This is a genomic window from Hymenobacter terricola (assembly GCF_017921975.2).
In the GTDB taxonomy this organism is placed as follows: Bacteria; Bacteroidota; Bacteroidia; order Cytophagales; family Hymenobacteraceae; genus Hymenobacter; species Hymenobacter terricola.
Genome location: NZ_JAGEMO020000023.1, coordinates 15789 through 31037, shown reverse-complemented (window position 1 = coordinate 31037; position 15249 = coordinate 15789). Strand labels below are relative to the sequence as shown.

Annotated in this window: 16 protein-coding genes; 5 read left to right on the top strand and 11 right to left on the bottom strand. The window is 61.6% G+C overall.

Annotated features, from left to right (window positions below; genetic code table 11):
* Positions 1-283: 283 nt before the first annotated feature.
* Together J4G38_RS16375 and J4G38_RS16370 are read left to right on the top strand one after the other, a co-directional pair.
* Entirely contained in the window at positions 284-1924 is a 1641-nt protein-coding gene (locus J4G38_RS16375) for an SBBP repeat-containing protein (RefSeq protein WP_210519544.1), read from the top strand.
* A gap of 164 nt (positions 1925-2088) precedes the next feature.
* The gene (locus tag J4G38_RS16370) at positions 2089-2454 is read left to right on the top strand and encodes a DUF1304 domain-containing protein (protein WP_210519542.1); all 366 of its coding nucleotides are present in this window, start codon (positions 2089-2091) and stop codon (positions 2452-2454) included.
* Between the two features lie 95 nt (positions 2455-2549).
* Here the strand turns inward: J4G38_RS16370 and J4G38_RS16365 are convergent, their stop codons facing one another.
* Complete coding sequence (locus J4G38_RS16365) at positions 2550-3296, bottom strand: TonB family protein (RefSeq protein ID WP_210519540.1); 747 nt, start codon at positions 3294-3296, stop codon at positions 2550-2552.
* 588 nt (positions 3297-3884) lie between these two features.
* On the opposite strand from J4G38_RS16365, the gene J4G38_RS16360 reads away from it, so the two are divergent.
* The gene (locus tag J4G38_RS16360; RefSeq protein WP_210519538.1) at positions 3885-4676 is read left to right on the top strand and encodes an SDR family NAD(P)-dependent oxidoreductase; all 792 of its coding nucleotides are present in this window, start codon (positions 3885-3887) and stop codon (positions 4674-4676) included.
* A gap of 35 nt (positions 4677-4711) precedes the next feature.
* Here the strand turns inward: J4G38_RS16360 and J4G38_RS16355 are convergent, their stop codons facing one another.
* A complete protein-coding gene (locus tag J4G38_RS16355) occupies positions 4712-5314 on the bottom strand; it encodes a Crp/Fnr family transcriptional regulator (protein WP_210519536.1) in 603 nt (200 codons plus the stop codon).
* A gap of 227 nt (positions 5315-5541) precedes the next feature.
* Here J4G38_RS16355 and ygiD point away from each other — a divergent pair, with 227 nt between their 5' ends.
* Positions 5542-6372 (top strand): 4,5-DOPA-extradiol-dioxygenase, encoded by an 831-nt coding sequence (gene ygiD / locus J4G38_RS16350; protein WP_210519533.1) that lies wholly within the window; start codon positions 5542-5544, stop codon positions 6370-6372.
* A 62-nt stretch (positions 6373-6434) separates the two neighbouring features.
* On the opposite strand, the gene J4G38_RS16345 is transcribed toward ygiD, so the two are convergent.
* Together J4G38_RS16345 and J4G38_RS16340 are read right to left on the bottom strand one after the other, a co-directional pair.
* Positions 6435-6941 carry an ankyrin repeat domain-containing protein gene (locus J4G38_RS16345; protein ID WP_210519531.1) on the bottom strand — a complete coding sequence of 169 codons (507 nt, stop codon included), beginning with the start codon at positions 6939-6941 and terminating at the stop codon, positions 6435-6437.
* Positions 6942-7025: 84 nt separating this feature from the next.
* Positions 7026-7772, bottom strand: a complete 747-nt coding sequence (locus J4G38_RS16340) for a J domain-containing protein (protein WP_210519529.1) — start codon at positions 7770-7772, stop codon at positions 7026-7028.
* 188 nt (positions 7773-7960) lie between these two features.
* On the opposite strand from J4G38_RS16340, the gene J4G38_RS16335 reads away from it, so the two are divergent.
* A complete protein-coding gene (locus J4G38_RS16335) occupies positions 7961-8881 on the top strand; it encodes an urease accessory protein UreD (protein WP_210519527.1) in 921 nt (306 codons plus the stop codon).
* Between the two features lie 92 nt (positions 8882-8973).
* Here the strand turns inward: J4G38_RS16335 and ureG are convergent, their stop codons facing one another.
* From ureG to J4G38_RS16300, 7 genes are all read right to left on the bottom strand, one after another.
* Complete coding sequence (gene ureG / locus J4G38_RS16330; protein ID WP_210519525.1) at positions 8974-9726, bottom strand: urease accessory protein UreG; 753 nt, start codon at positions 9724-9726, stop codon at positions 8974-8976.
* A 74-nt stretch (positions 9727-9800) separates the two neighbouring features.
* The gene (locus tag J4G38_RS16325) at positions 9801-10472 is read right to left on the bottom strand and encodes an urease accessory protein UreF (protein WP_210519523.1); all 672 of its coding nucleotides are present in this window, start codon (positions 10470-10472) and stop codon (positions 9801-9803) included.
* A gap of 70 nt (positions 10473-10542) precedes the next feature.
* A complete protein-coding gene (ureC, locus tag J4G38_RS16320) occupies positions 10543-12258 on the bottom strand; it encodes an urease subunit alpha (protein WP_210519521.1) in 1716 nt (571 codons plus the stop codon).
* A gap of 15 nt (positions 12259-12273) precedes the next feature.
* Positions 12274-12843 carry a hypothetical protein gene (locus J4G38_RS16315; protein WP_210519519.1) on the bottom strand — a complete coding sequence of 190 codons (570 nt, stop codon included), beginning with the start codon at positions 12841-12843 and terminating at the stop codon, positions 12274-12276.
* A gap of 25 nt (positions 12844-12868) precedes the next feature.
* Entirely contained in the window at positions 12869-13606 is a 738-nt protein-coding gene (locus tag J4G38_RS16310; RefSeq protein WP_210519517.1) for an urease subunit beta, read from the bottom strand.
* Between the two features lie 132 nt (positions 13607-13738).
* The gene (locus tag J4G38_RS16305; protein ID WP_317198205.1) at positions 13739-14035 is read right to left on the bottom strand and encodes a GIY-YIG nuclease family protein; all 297 of its coding nucleotides are present in this window, start codon (positions 14033-14035) and stop codon (positions 13739-13741) included.
* A gap of 142 nt (positions 14036-14177) precedes the next feature.
* Entirely contained in the window at positions 14178-14786 is a 609-nt protein-coding gene (locus J4G38_RS16300) for an urease accessory protein (RefSeq protein ID WP_210519515.1), read from the bottom strand.
* Positions 14787-15249: the final 463 nt, after the last annotated feature.

Sequence of the window (15249 nt, the reverse complement as noted above, 5' to 3'; positions counted from 1 at the left end):
TTTTGCGTGGGGACCAGCCGGGGTGGCAGGGGTGTGGGAGGCGGTGCCCTGCTCCTTTGCCCCGCTACCCCATCCGCAAAATACACTTGAGCTTAACAATAATTATTGGATTTTTTATTAGTTTTTATCCAAAATAATACTCTAAATTCACCATTGAATCGCGCGCCTTCTACCCACGGCCGCTTGTGAGGCAGTGCGGGCGAGCTGCCAACCAGGGGATTTTAGGTAGATGAAGACCGGTTTTCGGCTTATTCCTTCCCATTTTACCCTCCCCACAATCACCATGAAACAACTACTACTGGCCCTGCTCCTGCTGATGAGCCTGACTACCCGGGCCCAATCGAATAACTACACGTTTGCCTACCCCGTGAGCGAGGTGAACGGGCTGATGGGCGTGGCCACCGACGACGATGGCAACGTGTACACCACCGGCCGGTTCACGGGCTCGCTGCAAGTGGGCGCTACCCGGCTCACCAGCCCCGGCCTGTGCCTCTACATTGCCAAATACAACGCCCACGGCACGGTGCTCCAGGTCACCAAGCTGGAGGCCAGCTCGTATGTGATGCCCTATGCCATTGCCGTGGACCGGGCCGGCAACAGCTACGTCACGGGCACGTTTGATGGCACGCTGCGCTACAACAACGGCCGCGAGTCGACGGCGCAGCTGGCGCAGGCGGGCAGCGTGGGCTTCACCCTCCGGTGCCGGGCCAATGGCACGGTGGACTGGATTCAGCAGGCCGAAGGCAACCACCGGGGGCCAGCCGGCGGGGCCGTGGGCACGGGCATTGCCGTGGACGCGGCCGGCAACAGCTACGTGACCGGCTACATTGGCGGGGCCAACGTGCAGCTGGGCTCGCTCACGTTTGGGCCCCGCTACCAGCAGCCGTATGTGGCCAGCTACAGCGCGCAAGGCACCCTGCGCTGGGCCCGCGTGTGGACCGCCCTGCACCCGAACGACCAGACCGTGGCCCGCGGCGGCAACGTGGCCGTGAATAGCGCCGGCGACCTCTACGTGAGCGGCAACTTCCAGACGGGGCTGGGGCTGAATGGCCCCACCCTGCGCACACCGGGGGACAACCTGTACCTGTTCCTGGCCAAGCTCGACCCCCGGCAGGGGCAGGTGCAGTGGGCCCAGGCGCTGGCCGGCAGCGGCGATGGCCGCGTGCTGACCACCACCCGACAGGGCGATGCCTACATCGGGGGCAGCTTTGCGGGCACCCTCACGCTGGGCCGCCACACCATCACGAGCAACGCGGGCAGCAACGACGTCTTTGTGGCCCGCTACAGTGCGCGGGGCGTCGCGAAAGCGGCCACGGCGCTGGGTGGCGATTCCTACGACGTGGCCGAAGCCCTGGCCGTGAACCTCCGCACCAACAAAGTCTATCTCTCGGGCACGCTCAACATCGGGGGTTCGGTGCCGAACAGTGCTTTTTTGGCGGAGGTGAGCCCCCAGGGCCGGGTGCGGCAGCTGGCCGCGGTGGGCGGGCCGGGCACCAGCTCCGGCGGCGGGCTGGCCGTTGACGAGGACGATAACCTGTACCTGGCCGGGGTATTCACCCAGACCTGCCACTTTGGCGCCATCACCCTCAGCAGCCCCTCCACGCAAAGCTTCCTGGCCCGCTACGGCAGCCAATCAGGCCACCACGGCCACAAAGACGCCAGGCCGCCGCTCGCCGTTAGCATCTTCCCCAACCCGGTGCAAACCCAGTTCACCCTCCGCCTCACCGACGCCGAGCAGGCGGTGCGCGCCACCCTCTTCGACCATCTGGGCCACGCCGTGGCCGTGCGCACCCTCCAGCCCGCCGCCGCCACTCCCAACACCGAATCGTCTTTCGATACTTCCACCCTGCCCAACGGCCTCTACATGCTCCGCCTCGAATCGGACAAGGAAATCACCACCCGCATGCTGAACGTGCAGCACTGAGGTGCCCCGGACTGGCCTGGTTGCCCCGCACCGGCCCGCTGCTTCAGCGGGCCGGTGTTTTTTTGGCCAGGCGGCCGGAGCCGGGCGGGCGCCGGGGCCGGCTGCTATATCGGGATATATTGAGTAAGTTGCCCGCTCCATCAGCGCGCCTTCTCCCCTTTTTTATGCTCCTGCTCAGTCAGCTTCTCGTCGGTTTCGTCATCCTCATTCACCTCTACATTGTGTGGCTGGAGATGTTTGCCTGGACCACGCGCGGCCCCAAAACGTTTCGGTCGCTGCCCGCCCATTTGTTTGAGCCCACCAAGGTACTCGCGGCCAACCAGGGGCTCTACAACGGTTTTCTGGCCGCCGGCCTCATCTGGTCGCTGCTGATTACGGACCCCGGCTGGCACCGCAACGTGGCCGCATTTTTCCTCGGCTGCGTGGCAGTGGCCGGCATCTACGGGGCGCTCACGGCCGGCAAGCGCATTCTGCTGGTGCAAACCGTGCCCGCCCTGCTGGCCCTGGCGGCGGTGTTGCTGGCCCGGTAGCAGCCCGCAGGTTGCTGCGCACCCAGGCAAAAAAGCCGGCCCGGCACGAAGTAATCGCACCGGGCCGGCTTGGGGGGTTCATTGGCAAAGGCCGGCTAGTCGCGCTGCCGGAACACAAAGGGCACCGGCAGAATGCGCGATACCCGCACGGGCTTGCCCGCCATCGTGCCGGGGTTCCACCAGGGCATGAGCCGAATGATGCGCAGCGCCTCCTGGTCGAAGGCATTGCCGCAGCCGCGGGCCACTTCCGCGTCGGTAATGCGGCCCTGCTCGTCCACCACAAAGCTCACGTACACCGTGCCGGATACCGCCTTGGCCAACAATTCTTCCGGGAAATGGGCATTCTGGCCGATGTATTTGCGGTAGGCCGCCTCGCCCCCCGGAAAGGTGGGCAGCACTTCCGAAAAACTCAGCACCGCACTGGGGCTGGCAGAGGTCGGCTCCGCCGCGCGGGCCGCCGCCGCTTCAGCCGGTTCCGTTGATAGGCTGGACGGCGCCGGCCGGTTCAAGGCATACATTTTCACGGTCATCTGGTTGCCGGTCGCCACCGGCATCATCTGGTCGCGGTAGCCCTGGCACTTAAACAGCAGCACCGACTTCACGTTGGTGAGGGTGAGTAGGAAGTTGCCCGATGCATTGGTGCTCGTGGCCTGGGGCGTGCCCTGCACCGCCACAAATACTCCCGGCAGCGGCTCGCCCGCCTCCGTGATGACGCGGCCCGCCACGGCCGGCAGGGCGGCGTGGCTGGCCATGGCCGGGCCGGATGCCAAAATGGGTTCTGCGGGCGCAATAGCCGCGGCCAGCAGGTGACTAACAAGCACTAGAGTAGAGGAAAACAGCATAGTTGGGTGGGTTTGTGGTTGAAAATGAAGAGAGAAAAGAAATGGGCACCGGCAACAATCGTTTTCTGCTATCGATTGCGCAAAGGGCCCAAGACTGTATGCTGCTGAAACTTACTCAAAAAATCTAATTGTGGTATACCGGGCAAGACATCCTATTATCGGTTCGTATTTAATTATTATCAATCATTGATTAATGACAAATAATCCCACTTGATATAGCTGTTTTTGATTCTCGCCATTGCCCTGTTTATCACAGGAATTGGCACTACATGAAGCAAATAAAGCAATTTTTTGGTTAGCATCTACATAAATCATTTCCCTGAATCAGGACATTTTATTGCACATTACCTAAATCCTATGAAAATGCACTTTTGCAAGCATAATCGTTAACTCTACTCGTCATTTGATAGTAGAATTTTTAACGATGGTTGCGGGTTGCTTTCGCTGCCTCGCAGCCGCGGAAATATCATTCTGAGCCCCAGCCAGAGTAAAAGGCAGCGGCCGGGCCGCTATTCGAGCGCGGCGACGTATCCAAATGCTGGCTCTGCTGGTTTAGCACGGTATATCTGCTCATTTCCCCCGCTCTTTATGGATTTGCAACTTGCCCACCGCCTCGCCCTCGTCACTGGTTCCACGGCCGGCATTGGCCTGGCTATTGCGCGCCGCCTCGCCGCCGAGGGGGCCGAAGTCATTATCACCGGCCGCACCGAAGCCCGCATTGCGGAGGCCAAAGCCGCTATTCTACAAGCCACGCCGGGCGCCGTGGTCCGGGGCGTAGCCGTCGACTTCGGCAAGGCCGACGAAGTGGCAAACTTGCTGCGCACCGTGCCCACCGTGGATATTCTGGTGAACAACGTGGGCATTTTCGAGCCCAAGCCCTTCGCCGAAATCTCCGACGAGGACTGGCTGCATTTCTTCGAAGTGAACGTGCTGAGCGGCGTGCGCCTGGCCCGCCAGTATTTCCCGCTGATGCTGGCGCGCAACTGGGGCCGCATCCTGTTTATTTCAAGCGAATCGGGGCTGCAAATCCCGCAGGAGATGATTCACTACGGCACCACCAAAACCGCGCAGCTTAGTGTAGCCCGCGGCCTGGCCGAGCTTACCAAGGGCACCGGCGTAACGGTGAATTCGGTGCTGCCCGGCCCCACGGCTTCCGAAGGCGTGGACGAATTCATCAAGAAAATGGCGGGCGAGGGCAAGTCGAAAGAGGAAGCTGAGCACGAGTTTTTCCGGAACGACCGGCCCACGTCGCTGCTCCAGCGCTTCATTACCACCGATGAAGTGGCTAGTATGGTGGCCTACCTGGCCAGCCCGCTGGCAGCGGCCACCAACGGCGCTTCGGTGCGTGTGGATGGCGGGGTTGTCCGCAGCATTGGGTAGCCGGTAGCGCGGACGGGGGTTGTTCACGCGCGGACTCACAAAGTCCGCGCTACGTGGGCCAGCTCGTGCCGGACGCGGCTCAACGACTCGGGCGTGATGCCCAGGTACGCGGCGATGAGCCGTAGTGGCAGGCGCTGGGCCAGGGTGGGATAGGTCTGGAGGAAGTCGAGGTAGCGCACCTTGGCCGGGGCGCTGAGCAGCAGCACCAGCCGCTGCTGCATGGCGTAGATGCGGTTGGTGAGCATGGCGATGGTCATCTCGGAATCGCGCACGGTGGGCAGGCCGGGCTGGTGGTAGAACAGGGCGTCGTAGAGCAGTACTTCAGAATCCTCCACGGCATCGATGGCGAATAGCGCTGGCGCGTGGTGCCTGAGGCTGTGCTGCTCGGCAATCCACCATTGCTCGGGGGCAAATTGCAGGATGTGCTCCTTGCCCTGCGCATCGACCACGAAAGCCCGCAAACAGCCCCGCGCCACAAAAGCGCCGTAGCTGGCCACCTCGCCGGCCAGGTGCAGCACTTCGTGCCGCTGCATGGTGCGCGGCCGAAAAAGCTGCCGCAGCACGGCAAACTCTTCTTCGGAGAGGGCGGCGCGTTGCTCGAAATAGGTCCGCAGCGCGGCGTAGGGGTCGGTTTTCATTGTAGCGCGGACTTTGTGGGTCCGCGTCCCCGCGCCGTTCGAGCGGTTTTAACGGCGCGGGGACGCGAACTATAAAGGTCGCGCTACGAGCCCCTATTTCTTACCATACCTCAAGGCATAGCCATTATAAGCGGGGGAAATTTGTAGCTGAATTCTAACCTAATGATTTTATGGAACGCCGCCCATTATTAAAAACCCCGGGCGTGCTGCCCCTCGCTCCCGCTGCCATGAACCTCCAGTCCCTGCACGCCACCGCTTCCAGTTTTGCCAAAACGGCGCCCATGCCCGTGCTTTTCGTGGGCCACGGCTCGCCGATGAATGCCATCGAAGACAACCCGTTCACCCGCAAGCTGCGGCAGGTGGGCGAAGACTTACGCCGCAACCGGCCGCCCTCGGCCATTCTGGTGGTGTCGGCGCACTGGCTCACGCGGGGCACGTTTGCTACGCTGAACGAGCGGCCGGAAACGATTCACGACTTTGGCGGCTTCCCGCAGGAATTGTTCGATATGCAGTACCCGGCCCCCGGCGCGCCGGCCCTGGTGCGCGACCTCATTGCCCAAGTGCCCGACGTGCACGGCACCAACGACTGGGGCCTCGACCACGGCACCTGGACGGTGCTGCACCACCTGTTTCCGGCCGCCGATGTGCCGGTGTTCCAGCTCAGCATTGATGCCACCAAACCGCTGGAGTGGCATTTCGACTTTGCCGGGCAGCTCCGGTTTCTGCGCGAGCGGGGCGTGCTCATCGTGGGCAGCGGCAACGTGGTGCACAACCTGCGCCAGAGCGTGCCCAGGCTCATGGCCGGCGATGCCACGCCCTACGACTGGGCCGTGGAGTTTGATGAGTGGTTTAAAACCCACCTGCTCAGCGGCAACTACCGCGCCCTGACCGACTACACCAAGGCTGGCAGCAGCGGCCCGCTGGCCGTGCCCTCGCTCGACCATTATCTGCCCACCCTCTACACCGTGGGCCTGGCCGGGAAAAATGAACCCGTGCAGCAGCTGTTCGAGGAAGTAAGCTACGGCGGGCTGGGCATGCGCACATTTATGGTGGGGTGAAAATCGGGTAACCGACCGTCATGCTTATCTGGCGGCCGCGTAGTCGAAGCATGACGGTTGGTTTATTCTTCCGCTTCGGCCGGCTCGCCGCCCAGCAAGGCCCAGGCGCCTTCGTTGCCCTGCTGGGCGGCCAGGTGCAGAGCGGTCTGGCCGCGAAAATCCTGGATAGTGGCAGCGGCGCCGGCGTCGAGCAAGAGCTTCACCAGCTCGTTGCGGCCAAACATGGTGGCAAACATAAGGGCGGTGCCGCCGTTGCCGTTTTGCAGGTCGAGGTCGGCGCCGTGCCGGATGAGCTGGCGGGCGATTTCGGGGTAGCCTTTGAAGCTGACGCCCATCAGGGCGGTGTTGCCGGAGGCGTCCTGCGCGTTGGGGTCGGCCCCGGCTTCAAGCAGGAATTTGGTGGCGTCGAGGTGGTTGTCGTAGGCAGTGAGAATGAGCGGCGTGAAGCCTTTGGCGTTGGCCGTATTGATGAGAAGGCCGGTGGCCAGCAATTCTTTCAGGGCCGCAACATCGCCGCGGCGGGCGGCATCAAACAACAAATCTTCGGGCTGAGCAGCAGTAAACGACATGGGCACGGGAAAACTGAACGGGTAAAACGGGGCTACTGGTACGGCAAAACCAGCGGCTGGGCTGAGGTTTCGTCCCCGTTCCGCTCAGGACCACAGCAGTAAAACCAGCACCAGCACAGCCAGCAAGGCACTTACGACGGCCGTGTTAACATAGGTTTCGGCGGTACGGCCTGGCCACACGCCCACGGCTGCCACGGCCGCCAGCAACAGGGGCAGCAGCGCAAACGTCCCGTAAATAGTGCCCCCATAGGGCTGAAAAGGGGCCGGCCCGTCGGGCGAAGCGGGCGAGCTCACGCGCTGCACAATCCCCAGCAAGGGCGTTTGCCACACGGTGATGTGCTGGGCGATGCGCACGCGGTGGCCAAGGGCGCTGGGCAGGCGGAACGTGGTGTGGTCGGTGTGCACCCGGTAGGCCAGCTGCGGGTCGGAGAGCGAGGCGGAAACGGAGATGGGAAAGCGGCTGTGCACGGTTTCGTTGGCGTATTCGCGCGCGGGCAGGGCCCAGTCGAGGCCCAGCAGCAGGCAGCAGGCCAGCAGTGCGGCGTTGAGGCGGCGGGCCACGCGGGCGTAACGGAGCTGGCGCTCGTCGGCGGTGGGCCGGGCCGGGAGTGCGGGGGCGGCGGGCTCATGGGCCCGGAGCAGGTCGTAGGCCAGGCGGCGGCGGGGGTTGCCCAGAATGCCGTAGCCGGCCTCCACTTCGACCAGCCGGGCCTTCATGGCGGGGTCCACGGCCAGGCGCTTGAGGCGGGTGCGCTGGCGCAGATAGCCCTGCTCAATTTCCAGCGCCGAGGCCGAAGGGCTGATGCCCAGAACGCGGTAATAGTTCTGCATAAGTGAAGCGCGGTACAGGCCGAAAATACAGCCTCCCGCCGCTACTTCAAAACGCTGCGCTGCCTTACTCTATTGTCCGCCGTGCCGGGCACTTACGAACGCAAACCGAGCGGCGCGGCCGCCTTTCGACAGCCACCATGATGGGCGAGCCGGCGCCAGGGCCGTACTTCGCAGCCCCGCCACTACCTATGGAAACCTCACGCACCGAAGGCTGCCCCGTGCCCGAACCCGCCGCTCCCCTGCCGGCCCGCCTGCCCAAGCCGACGGAATGGAGCACGCTGGCCGTGGCATCGGTGCGCGGCAAATCGCGCCTCGTGGCCTGCAAAAACATCCAGCCGCTCAAGCTGCTCCAGCCGGCCTCGCCCACCAGCGCCTGCCACGTGGTGCTGAGCAGCTACGGCGGCGGCATGGTGGCCGGCGATGCCATCCGGCTGCGCATTTCGGGCGGGGCCGACACGCAGCTCATCCTCAGCACGCAGGCCAGCACGAAGATTTTTCGGTCCATCGACGGGGCGGTGGCCGAGCAGCACACCGTGGGCGAGCTGGGTGAAAACGCCCTGGCCGTCGTGTTTCCCGACCCGGTGGTACTGCAAGCCGAAAGCCGCTACCGCCAAACCCAGGAATGGAACATCCAACCCACAGCGCTGCTGCTGCTGGTCGACTGGTTTCACTCCGGCCGCATGGATTTGGGCGAGCGGTTTGCTTTCACCTCGCTGCATTCGGAGCTGCGGGTGCGGGTGGACGGGCGGCTGGTGCTCCTGGATAGGTTTGCGTTTCGTCCCGAGGAACACATTGCCGCCGCGCCGGCCAACTTCGCCGGGTACCAAACCTTCTTCTCGGTCTTTCTGGTGGGCCGCCCCGAAGATGCCCGCTTCCAACGGCTGGCAGCGGTGCTGAAGCAGCAAAAGATGCCCGGCGGGGCCAGCCCGCATTTCAGCCTCAGCGGCCAGGAGTGCGTGGTGGCCGTGACCCAGGCGCGGGAGAACGTGTGGGTGCTGCGGGCTGCCGCGCACAGCCGCATGGCCTTGCAGCCGCTGTGCGAGCAGATTCTGGCGGCACTGGCCGATGGGGAATTGCTGGGGTATAACCCGTTGGGACGGAAATATTAGCCGTAGCGCGGACTTTGTAGTCCGCGCCCCCGCGCCGTATTCCGGATGTGCATAATGTGGGGGACGCGGACTACAGAGTCCGCGCTACTCTCCTACCGCCTGTCCTCCCGCACGGCGGCCAAGGCGCGGGCCTTGGCCGCTTTGATATGGCCGATAATCTCCTCCAGCCCAAAGCCATCCACGGCCCGCGCAAACAGAAACGGGCCGTCGCCGCGCATCTTCTTCGAGTCGCGCTCCATCACGCCGAGGTCAGCTTTGATTAAGTCTTTGAGGTCGATTTTGTTGATAATGAGCAGGTCGGACTGCGTGATGCCGGGGCCGCCCTTGCGCGGAATTTTATCCCCGCCCGACACGTCGATGACGTAGATGGAATAATCCACCAGCTCGCGGCTGAAGTGGGCGGCCAGGTTGTCGCCGCCGCTTTCCACGAAGAGGTAATCAAGGCCGTAGTTGAAGCGCTGCATGAGGCCTTCGAGCGCGTCCATGTTCAGCGAAATATCTTCCCGAATCGCGGCATGCGGGCAGCCGCCGGTTTCCACGCCCACAATCCGGTCCTCGCTCAGGGCGCTGTTACGAATGAGAAATTCAGCGTCTTCGCGGGTGAAAATATCATTCGTCACCACACCCAATTCGAACTCGTGCCGCAGCCGCTCGCACAGGGCTTTGAGCAGCGCCGTTTTGCCCGTGCCCACCGGCCCGCCGATGCCCACGGTGAAGGCCCGCTTGCGGAAGTTGCGGTAGGACGGCAGCCGGCGCGTTTCGCGCTCGTTGAAGTCGCCGGGCGATTCGTAGGCTTCGTGGGTATGGCCGTGGAGGAGCAGGGCAAGTTTTTCGACAAAAGCCATAAGTAGTAGCGCGGACTTTTAGTCCGCGAATGGGTGAGTTGAATACGGACTCGCGGACTAAAAGTCCGCGCTACTTAGTTCTGAAACAGCCGCGAGTATACGTCCTCGTGCAGCACCTGCGCCACATCGAGCATAAACGCCGAGCGGCTGGCCTCGCCAAAGCCCCTCCCCTCCTGCGCCGCTAAAATATGCTCGAACACCGCGTAGAAATCGTGTTGCAACTGGTGCCCCTCCAGCGGCCCCAGAAACCCGAGGCGAATGGCGGCGCTGAGCTGGTCGCGCAGCAGCATGTGGAGGTACATGGCCTTTTGCTCTTCCAAAGCAAAACCCACCCGCTGCAAGGCCAGCGCGAAAACCAGCGTGAAGTGCGGGGGTATTTCCTGCGCGGCAAACCAATTTGTAATGGTTTCCAATTCGGCATTCGGGTAGAACGTGGCCAGTAGTTTCAGCCAGTTGCGGCCCTGCACGGCGCTGGCTTTATAGAGGCCGGGGACCAATACTTGGGCATCGTATTCTTCGGCCAGCGTTTGGAATTCGGGGCTTTTTTCGGTGAGGTGAAAAGTGGAATGAATGAAGGGCAATTCGGCGCTGCCGGCTTGCTGCAAATAGGAATACAGGTAGTTCCGCAGCGCAACCGGCGTGGTGATTAGGCCAAACGTGAGGCTGCTTTCCAAGCCGTAGGAATAGGCGAACGAGCCGGTGGGGATGGCCGAATCGACGAGGTGCAGGAGGCGGGCGAAGTGCATGGATAGTAGCGCGGACTTTGTAGTCCGCGAGTGGATTGGTTAACTCGCGGACTACAAAGTCCGCGCTACATTAAAACAAATTATACAGCTGCGCCAGCGGCAGCACTTCCGCCGGCTCGCACGTCAGATGCACGCCGTCCACTATCACGCGGTACGTTTCGGGGTCCACCGAAATATTGGGCAGGTAGTCGTTCAGGGCCATGTCCTTTTTGCCGATGTTGCGGCAGTTTTTCACGGCTACCACCTGCTTCGTCAGGCCATAATCAGCCCGCACCCGCTCGACCGAAGCGCCCGACACGAAGACCATCGAACTCTTCCCGATGGCCCCGCCCAGCGCCCCGAACATGGGGCGCGAAAAGGAAGGCTGCGGCGTGGGAATGGAGGCGTTGGCGTCGCCCATCTGGGATTGGGCGATGATGCCGCCTTTGAGTATCATCTCGGGGCGCGAGCCGAAAAAGGCGGGCTTCCAGAGCACCAAATCGGCCAGCTTGCCGATTTCGACGGAGCCGACCTCGTGCGAAATGCCGTGGGCGCGGGCCGGGTTGATGGTGTACTTGGCCACGTAGCGGCGCACGCGGAAGTTGTCGGCCTGGGTGGCCGCGTCTTCGGGCAGGGAGCCGCGCTGCTGCTTCATTTTGTGGGCCGTTTGCCAGGTGCGGGTGATGACCTCGCCCACCCGGCCCATGGCCTGCGAATCGGAGGAAATGATGCTCAGCGCGCCCAGGTCGTGCAGGATGTCTTCGGCGGCGATGGTTTCGCCCCGGATGCGGCTTTCGGCGAAGGCCACGTCCTCGGGGATGTTGCGGTCGAGGTGGTGGCAGACCATGAGCATGTCGAGGTGCTCGTCGATGGTGTTCACCGTGAATGGCCGCGTGGGGTTCGTGGACGAGGGAATGACGTTCGGCTCGCCGCAGATTTTGATGATGTCGGGCGCGTGGCCGCCCCCCGCGCCCTCGGTGTGGTAGGAGTGGATGGTGCGGCCCTTGAACGCGGCGGTGCTCGTTTCCACGAAGCCGCTCTCGTTCAGCGTATCGGTGTGGATGCAGACCTGCACGTCGTACTCCTCGGCAATGCTCAGGCACATGTCGATGGCCGCCGGCGTGGTGCCCCAGTCTTCGTGCAGCTTGAAGCCCAGCGCCCCGGCCTCGGCCTGCTCGCGCAGGCCCTCCGGCTTGCTGGCGTTGCCCTTGCCCAGGAACCCGAAGTTGAGCGGGTAGGCTTCGGTGGCCTTCAGCATGGTTTCGAGGTAGAAGGCGCCGGGCGTGCAGGTGGTGGCATTGGTGCCCGCCGCCGGCCCGGTGCCGCCCCCAATCATGGTGGTGACGCCCGAGGCCAGCGCCTCCGGAATCTGCTGGGGGCTGATGAAATGGATGTGGCAGTCGATGCCGCCGGCCGTGAGCAATTGGCCTTCGCCGGCAATGACTTCGGTGGTCACGCCCACCACCATGCCGGGCGTGACGCCGGGCATGAGGTGCGGGTTGCCGGCCTTGCCGATGCTCACAATGCGCCCGCCCTTGATGCCGATGTCGGCCTTGTAAATGCCGGTGTAGTCGACCACCAGCGCGTTGGTAATCACGAGGTCCAGCGCGTCGGCCGGCCCGATGCCGGCGGCCTGGCCCATGCCGTCGCGCAGCACCTTGCCGCCGCCGAACTTGCATTCCTCGCCGTACACGCAGTAGTCTTTTTCTACCTGAATCAGCAGGTCGGTATCGCCGAGGCGCACCCGGTCGCCGGTGGTGGGGCCGTACATGTCGGCATACGCGCGGCGGGAGATGGGGAGGGACATATTGTAGCGTAAAGCTTATTCAGAAACAGCAGGTGCTTCGTAAAAAGCATCAATTCTTTGTAACAAAGGAGTCAATGGCTTCTTACCTGCCATTGTGTTATAGAATAGATGATTGACTGAATAATCTACAGGTTCCTCATTGACAATTTTAATCAGATAAGGAAAGCCTTTTCGCTCTTTCACGCCGTAAAGCATATGGGAAACGAACTTGCTATCAGGGCCACAATCAATATCCTCTCCATCTACAAAAACAATGTTTGTAGTGGGTTGCAATTGCGGCACAACGGTGTCTTTTGCAAATTCAAAGCTGCTTCTCCGGCTGTTATAAAAGAAGAATTTACTGCCATTTACACGGCTTAAAAATTCCTTATATTCCTTTTGAAACTCCTCTTGCTCCTTTTTAAACTGCTTATCTAAGTAAAACAGAATCAGCGGAAGGCATAGCAAAAGAACAAGCCCAATGGCGACAGCAAATGCTATCAATAGCAAGCCGATTCCAAGTACGTATTTAGAAAAGCAAGCCAGAATAATCACCCCAGCTACGCGAAGAATCTTGTCAGACCAATTACTTTTTTGATTTTCCATATCGCTAAGATGACAAGATTATCTGTCAATTATTGGCAAGTTTCTCAAGCGCCTGCTGCTTCTTTCCAGCATCCTCCAGCTGGCCATCAATCCAGCCATTGCCGCCGTACACGATGCGCTCGCCGCTGAGGGCCACTAATGTAACGCGCTTGCGTTCGCCGGGCTCGAAGCGTACTGCGGTGCCGGCCGGGATGTTGAGGCGGAACCCGTAGGCCGCCGCGCGGTCGAATTGCAGCGCGGCGTTGGTTTCGAAGAAGGGGTAGTGCGAGCCGACCTGCACGGGCCGGTCGCCCAGGTTCACGACGTCCACCGCGACGGTGGCGCGGGTTTCGTTGAGGATGATGTCGCCGTCGGCCAGCAGGTATTCGCCGGGCGGCGGGGGGCTGGCGGGCGCTGGCGCCGGGGCAGTGGCGCGGCTCAGGCCGGAGCCGTAGAGGGCCAGGGCGGCATCGCCGGTTTCGCGGCAGATGGGGTGGTGCACGGTCACGAGCTTGGTGCCGTCGGGGAAGGTGCCTTCGATTTGGACTTCGTGGAGCAGGTCGGCCACGCCGGGCAGCACGTCGGCCAGGCCCAGCAGCTGCTTGCCCTTGTCCATGAGCACGGCCACCCGCTCGCCGTCGCGGATGAACTCCAGCAGCTGCGTGGCGATGAGGGCCAGGGCTTCGGGATAGTTCAGGAGCAGGCCGCGGGCGTAGCGCTTCTGGGCCACCACGCCGGCCTGGTGGAGGATGAGCTTGTCGAGGTCTTTGGGGGCGAGGTGCATAGGGGGGGTGCGGTAAAGAACGTCATGCAGAGCGTAGCGAAGCATCTCGCTTGTGGTAGTACTTCAATCGTTAGGAATTAGTGGTGGCACGCGAGATGCTTCGCTGCGCTCTGCATGACGTGCTAAGTTTCACTAAACGGGCCAGTCCAGGTTTCCAGGTCGATGGGTTCCCAGTTGGGGTTGAATTCGGCAATTAGCTTTTCCTTGTTTGGCGCGGCTCCAACCTTTTAATTCCTTTTCGCGGGCAATGGATTGGGTGGCATCGGGCTGGATTTCAAAGTAGACGAGCAGGTTGGCCTGGTAGCGGCCGGTGAATTTGCCGTGGTTACCCAGGTTATTACTGTGCTCGGCGAGGCGACGCGTTAAGTCATTTGTTACGCCGATATATAGCACGGTGCGGTTGGGATTTGTGAGCAGGTAGACGTACATGAATTGTTGTTTTAGTCAGAGGAACGTCATGCAGAGCGCAGCGAAGCATCTCGCTTGTGGTAGTAATTCAATCGTCAGGAATTAGTGGTGGCACGCGAGATGCTTCGCTATGCTCTGCATGACGTTCTTTTTGGTTGACGTTCTACCATCGCACATTCCCATAAATCATCCAGCCGCCGTACCCAATGCACAGAAGCGACGACAAGGTAACGGTGCCAAACTTCAACGTCCGGCTAATTTTCATCCGTTGCGTGAACGGCACGCTGCACAGCCCGGCCACGATAAACATGCCCAAGATGGAGCCTGCGCCGAATACCGCGAAGTAAAGCACGCTCAGCCACGGGCTGCGGATTTCGCTCATCACCAGCAGCACCAGCGCGCCGCTGCCGGCCAGGCCGTGGAGCAGGCCCACGGCATAGGCCGCCCGCGACGGCGCAGCACCGGGCCGCACCTTGGCGGGCGGCCGGCGCTGCTCCAGCAGGCGGCTGATGCCCATTACTACTAGCATGAGGCCCACGGCGGCTTCGAAGTAGCCGGAGGTGAGGAAGGTGACGCGGCCCAGCAGGATGACGGCGCCCACGACGACCAGCGTGGTAGTGTGGCCCAGGCCCCAGTACACCCCGTCGCGAAGGGCTTCGGCAAGGGTGTCTCGGCGCGAAATCAGGTTGCCCACGGCCAGCAGGTGGTCGGGTTCGAAGGCATGACCCATTCCGGCCACTGAAGCGAATAAAATGGGCAGCAGGCCTTGCATTTGCCGGGGTGTTTGAGGAAAATGGTGCTGGAAACGTTTGGGGACCCTGGATTTTAAGGCAGGTTGGATTTCCTGAAGAAAGTAGGCTAAACTTTTTGGATTAGCAGCCGAATCTGAAAAAAGCTCCCGTAACTTACAGTTCCGTGCCGCTTGGCGGGGCAGGAAAACGTTCATTTAGCGGCTATACCTTCCTGTCATGCAGAGCGTAGCGAAGCATCTCGCGTGTAGCAGCAACTCAATCGTCAGAAAAGGATTAGTGGTGGCAAGCGAGATGCTTCGCTGCACGCTGCATGACGAGTTTTGACGTTGTACAATCACCACCTGCAATTTATTATAATTCAACAATTTATCAATCAATACAACGCTCTGGAAATAGTAAAGCAGCGAATAACGCCATTTTGTCTCCCACCGGCGGGCCGTTCCTTGTGAACGACTGTGTGCAACTGGCTGATTTTACGTCTGC

Coding starts and splice junctions, on each gene's coding strand:
- J4G38_RS16305 (WP_317198205.1), bottom strand. CDS start 14,035: ATGTACGTCTACCTGCTCACAAATCCCAACCGCACCGTGCTATATATC.
- ureG (WP_210519525.1), bottom strand. CDS start 9,726: ATGGCTTTTGTCGAAAAACTTGCCCTGCTCCTCCACGGCCATACCCAC.
- J4G38_RS16370 (WP_210519542.1), top strand. CDS start 2,089: ATGCTCCTGCTCAGTCAGCTTCTCGTCGGTTTCGTCATCCTCATTCAC.
- J4G38_RS16335 (WP_210519527.1), top strand. CDS start 7,961: ATGGAAACCTCACGCACCGAAGGCTGCCCCGTGCCCGAACCCGCCGCT.
- J4G38_RS16375 (WP_210519544.1), top strand. CDS start 284: ATGAAACAACTACTACTGGCCCTGCTCCTGCTGATGAGCCTGACTACC.
- J4G38_RS16365 (WP_210519540.1), bottom strand. CDS start 3,296: ATGCTGTTTTCCTCTACTCTAGTGCTTGTTAGTCACCTGCTGGCCGCG.
- J4G38_RS16355 (WP_210519536.1), bottom strand. CDS start 5,314: ATGAAAACCGACCCCTACGCCGCGCTGCGGACCTATTTCGAGCAACGC.
- ygiD (WP_210519533.1), top strand. CDS start 5,542: ATGAACCTCCAGTCCCTGCACGCCACCGCTTCCAGTTTTGCCAAAACG.
- J4G38_RS16315 (WP_210519519.1), bottom strand. CDS start 12,843: ATGGAAAATCAAAAAAGTAATTGGTCTGACAAGATTCTTCGCGTAGCT.
- J4G38_RS16360 (WP_210519538.1), top strand. CDS start 3,885: ATGGATTTGCAACTTGCCCACCGCCTCGCCCTCGTCACTGGTTCCACG.
- J4G38_RS16345 (WP_210519531.1), bottom strand. CDS start 6,941: ATGTCGTTTACTGCTGCTCAGCCCGAAGATTTGTTGTTTGATGCCGCC.
- J4G38_RS16325 (WP_210519523.1), bottom strand. CDS start 10,472: ATGCACTTCGCCCGCCTCCTGCACCTCGTCGATTCGGCCATCCCCACC.
- J4G38_RS16300 (WP_210519515.1), bottom strand. CDS start 14,786: ATGCAAGGCCTGCTGCCCATTTTATTCGCTTCAGTGGCCGGAATGGGT.
- J4G38_RS16310 (WP_210519517.1), bottom strand. CDS start 13,606: ATGCACCTCGCCCCCAAAGACCTCGACAAGCTCATCCTCCACCAGGCC.
- ureC (WP_210519521.1), bottom strand. CDS start 12,258: ATGTCCCTCCCCATCTCCCGCCGCGCGTATGCCGACATGTACGGCCCC.
- J4G38_RS16340 (WP_210519529.1), bottom strand. CDS start 7,772: ATGCAGAACTATTACCGCGTTCTGGGCATCAGCCCTTCGGCCTCGGCG.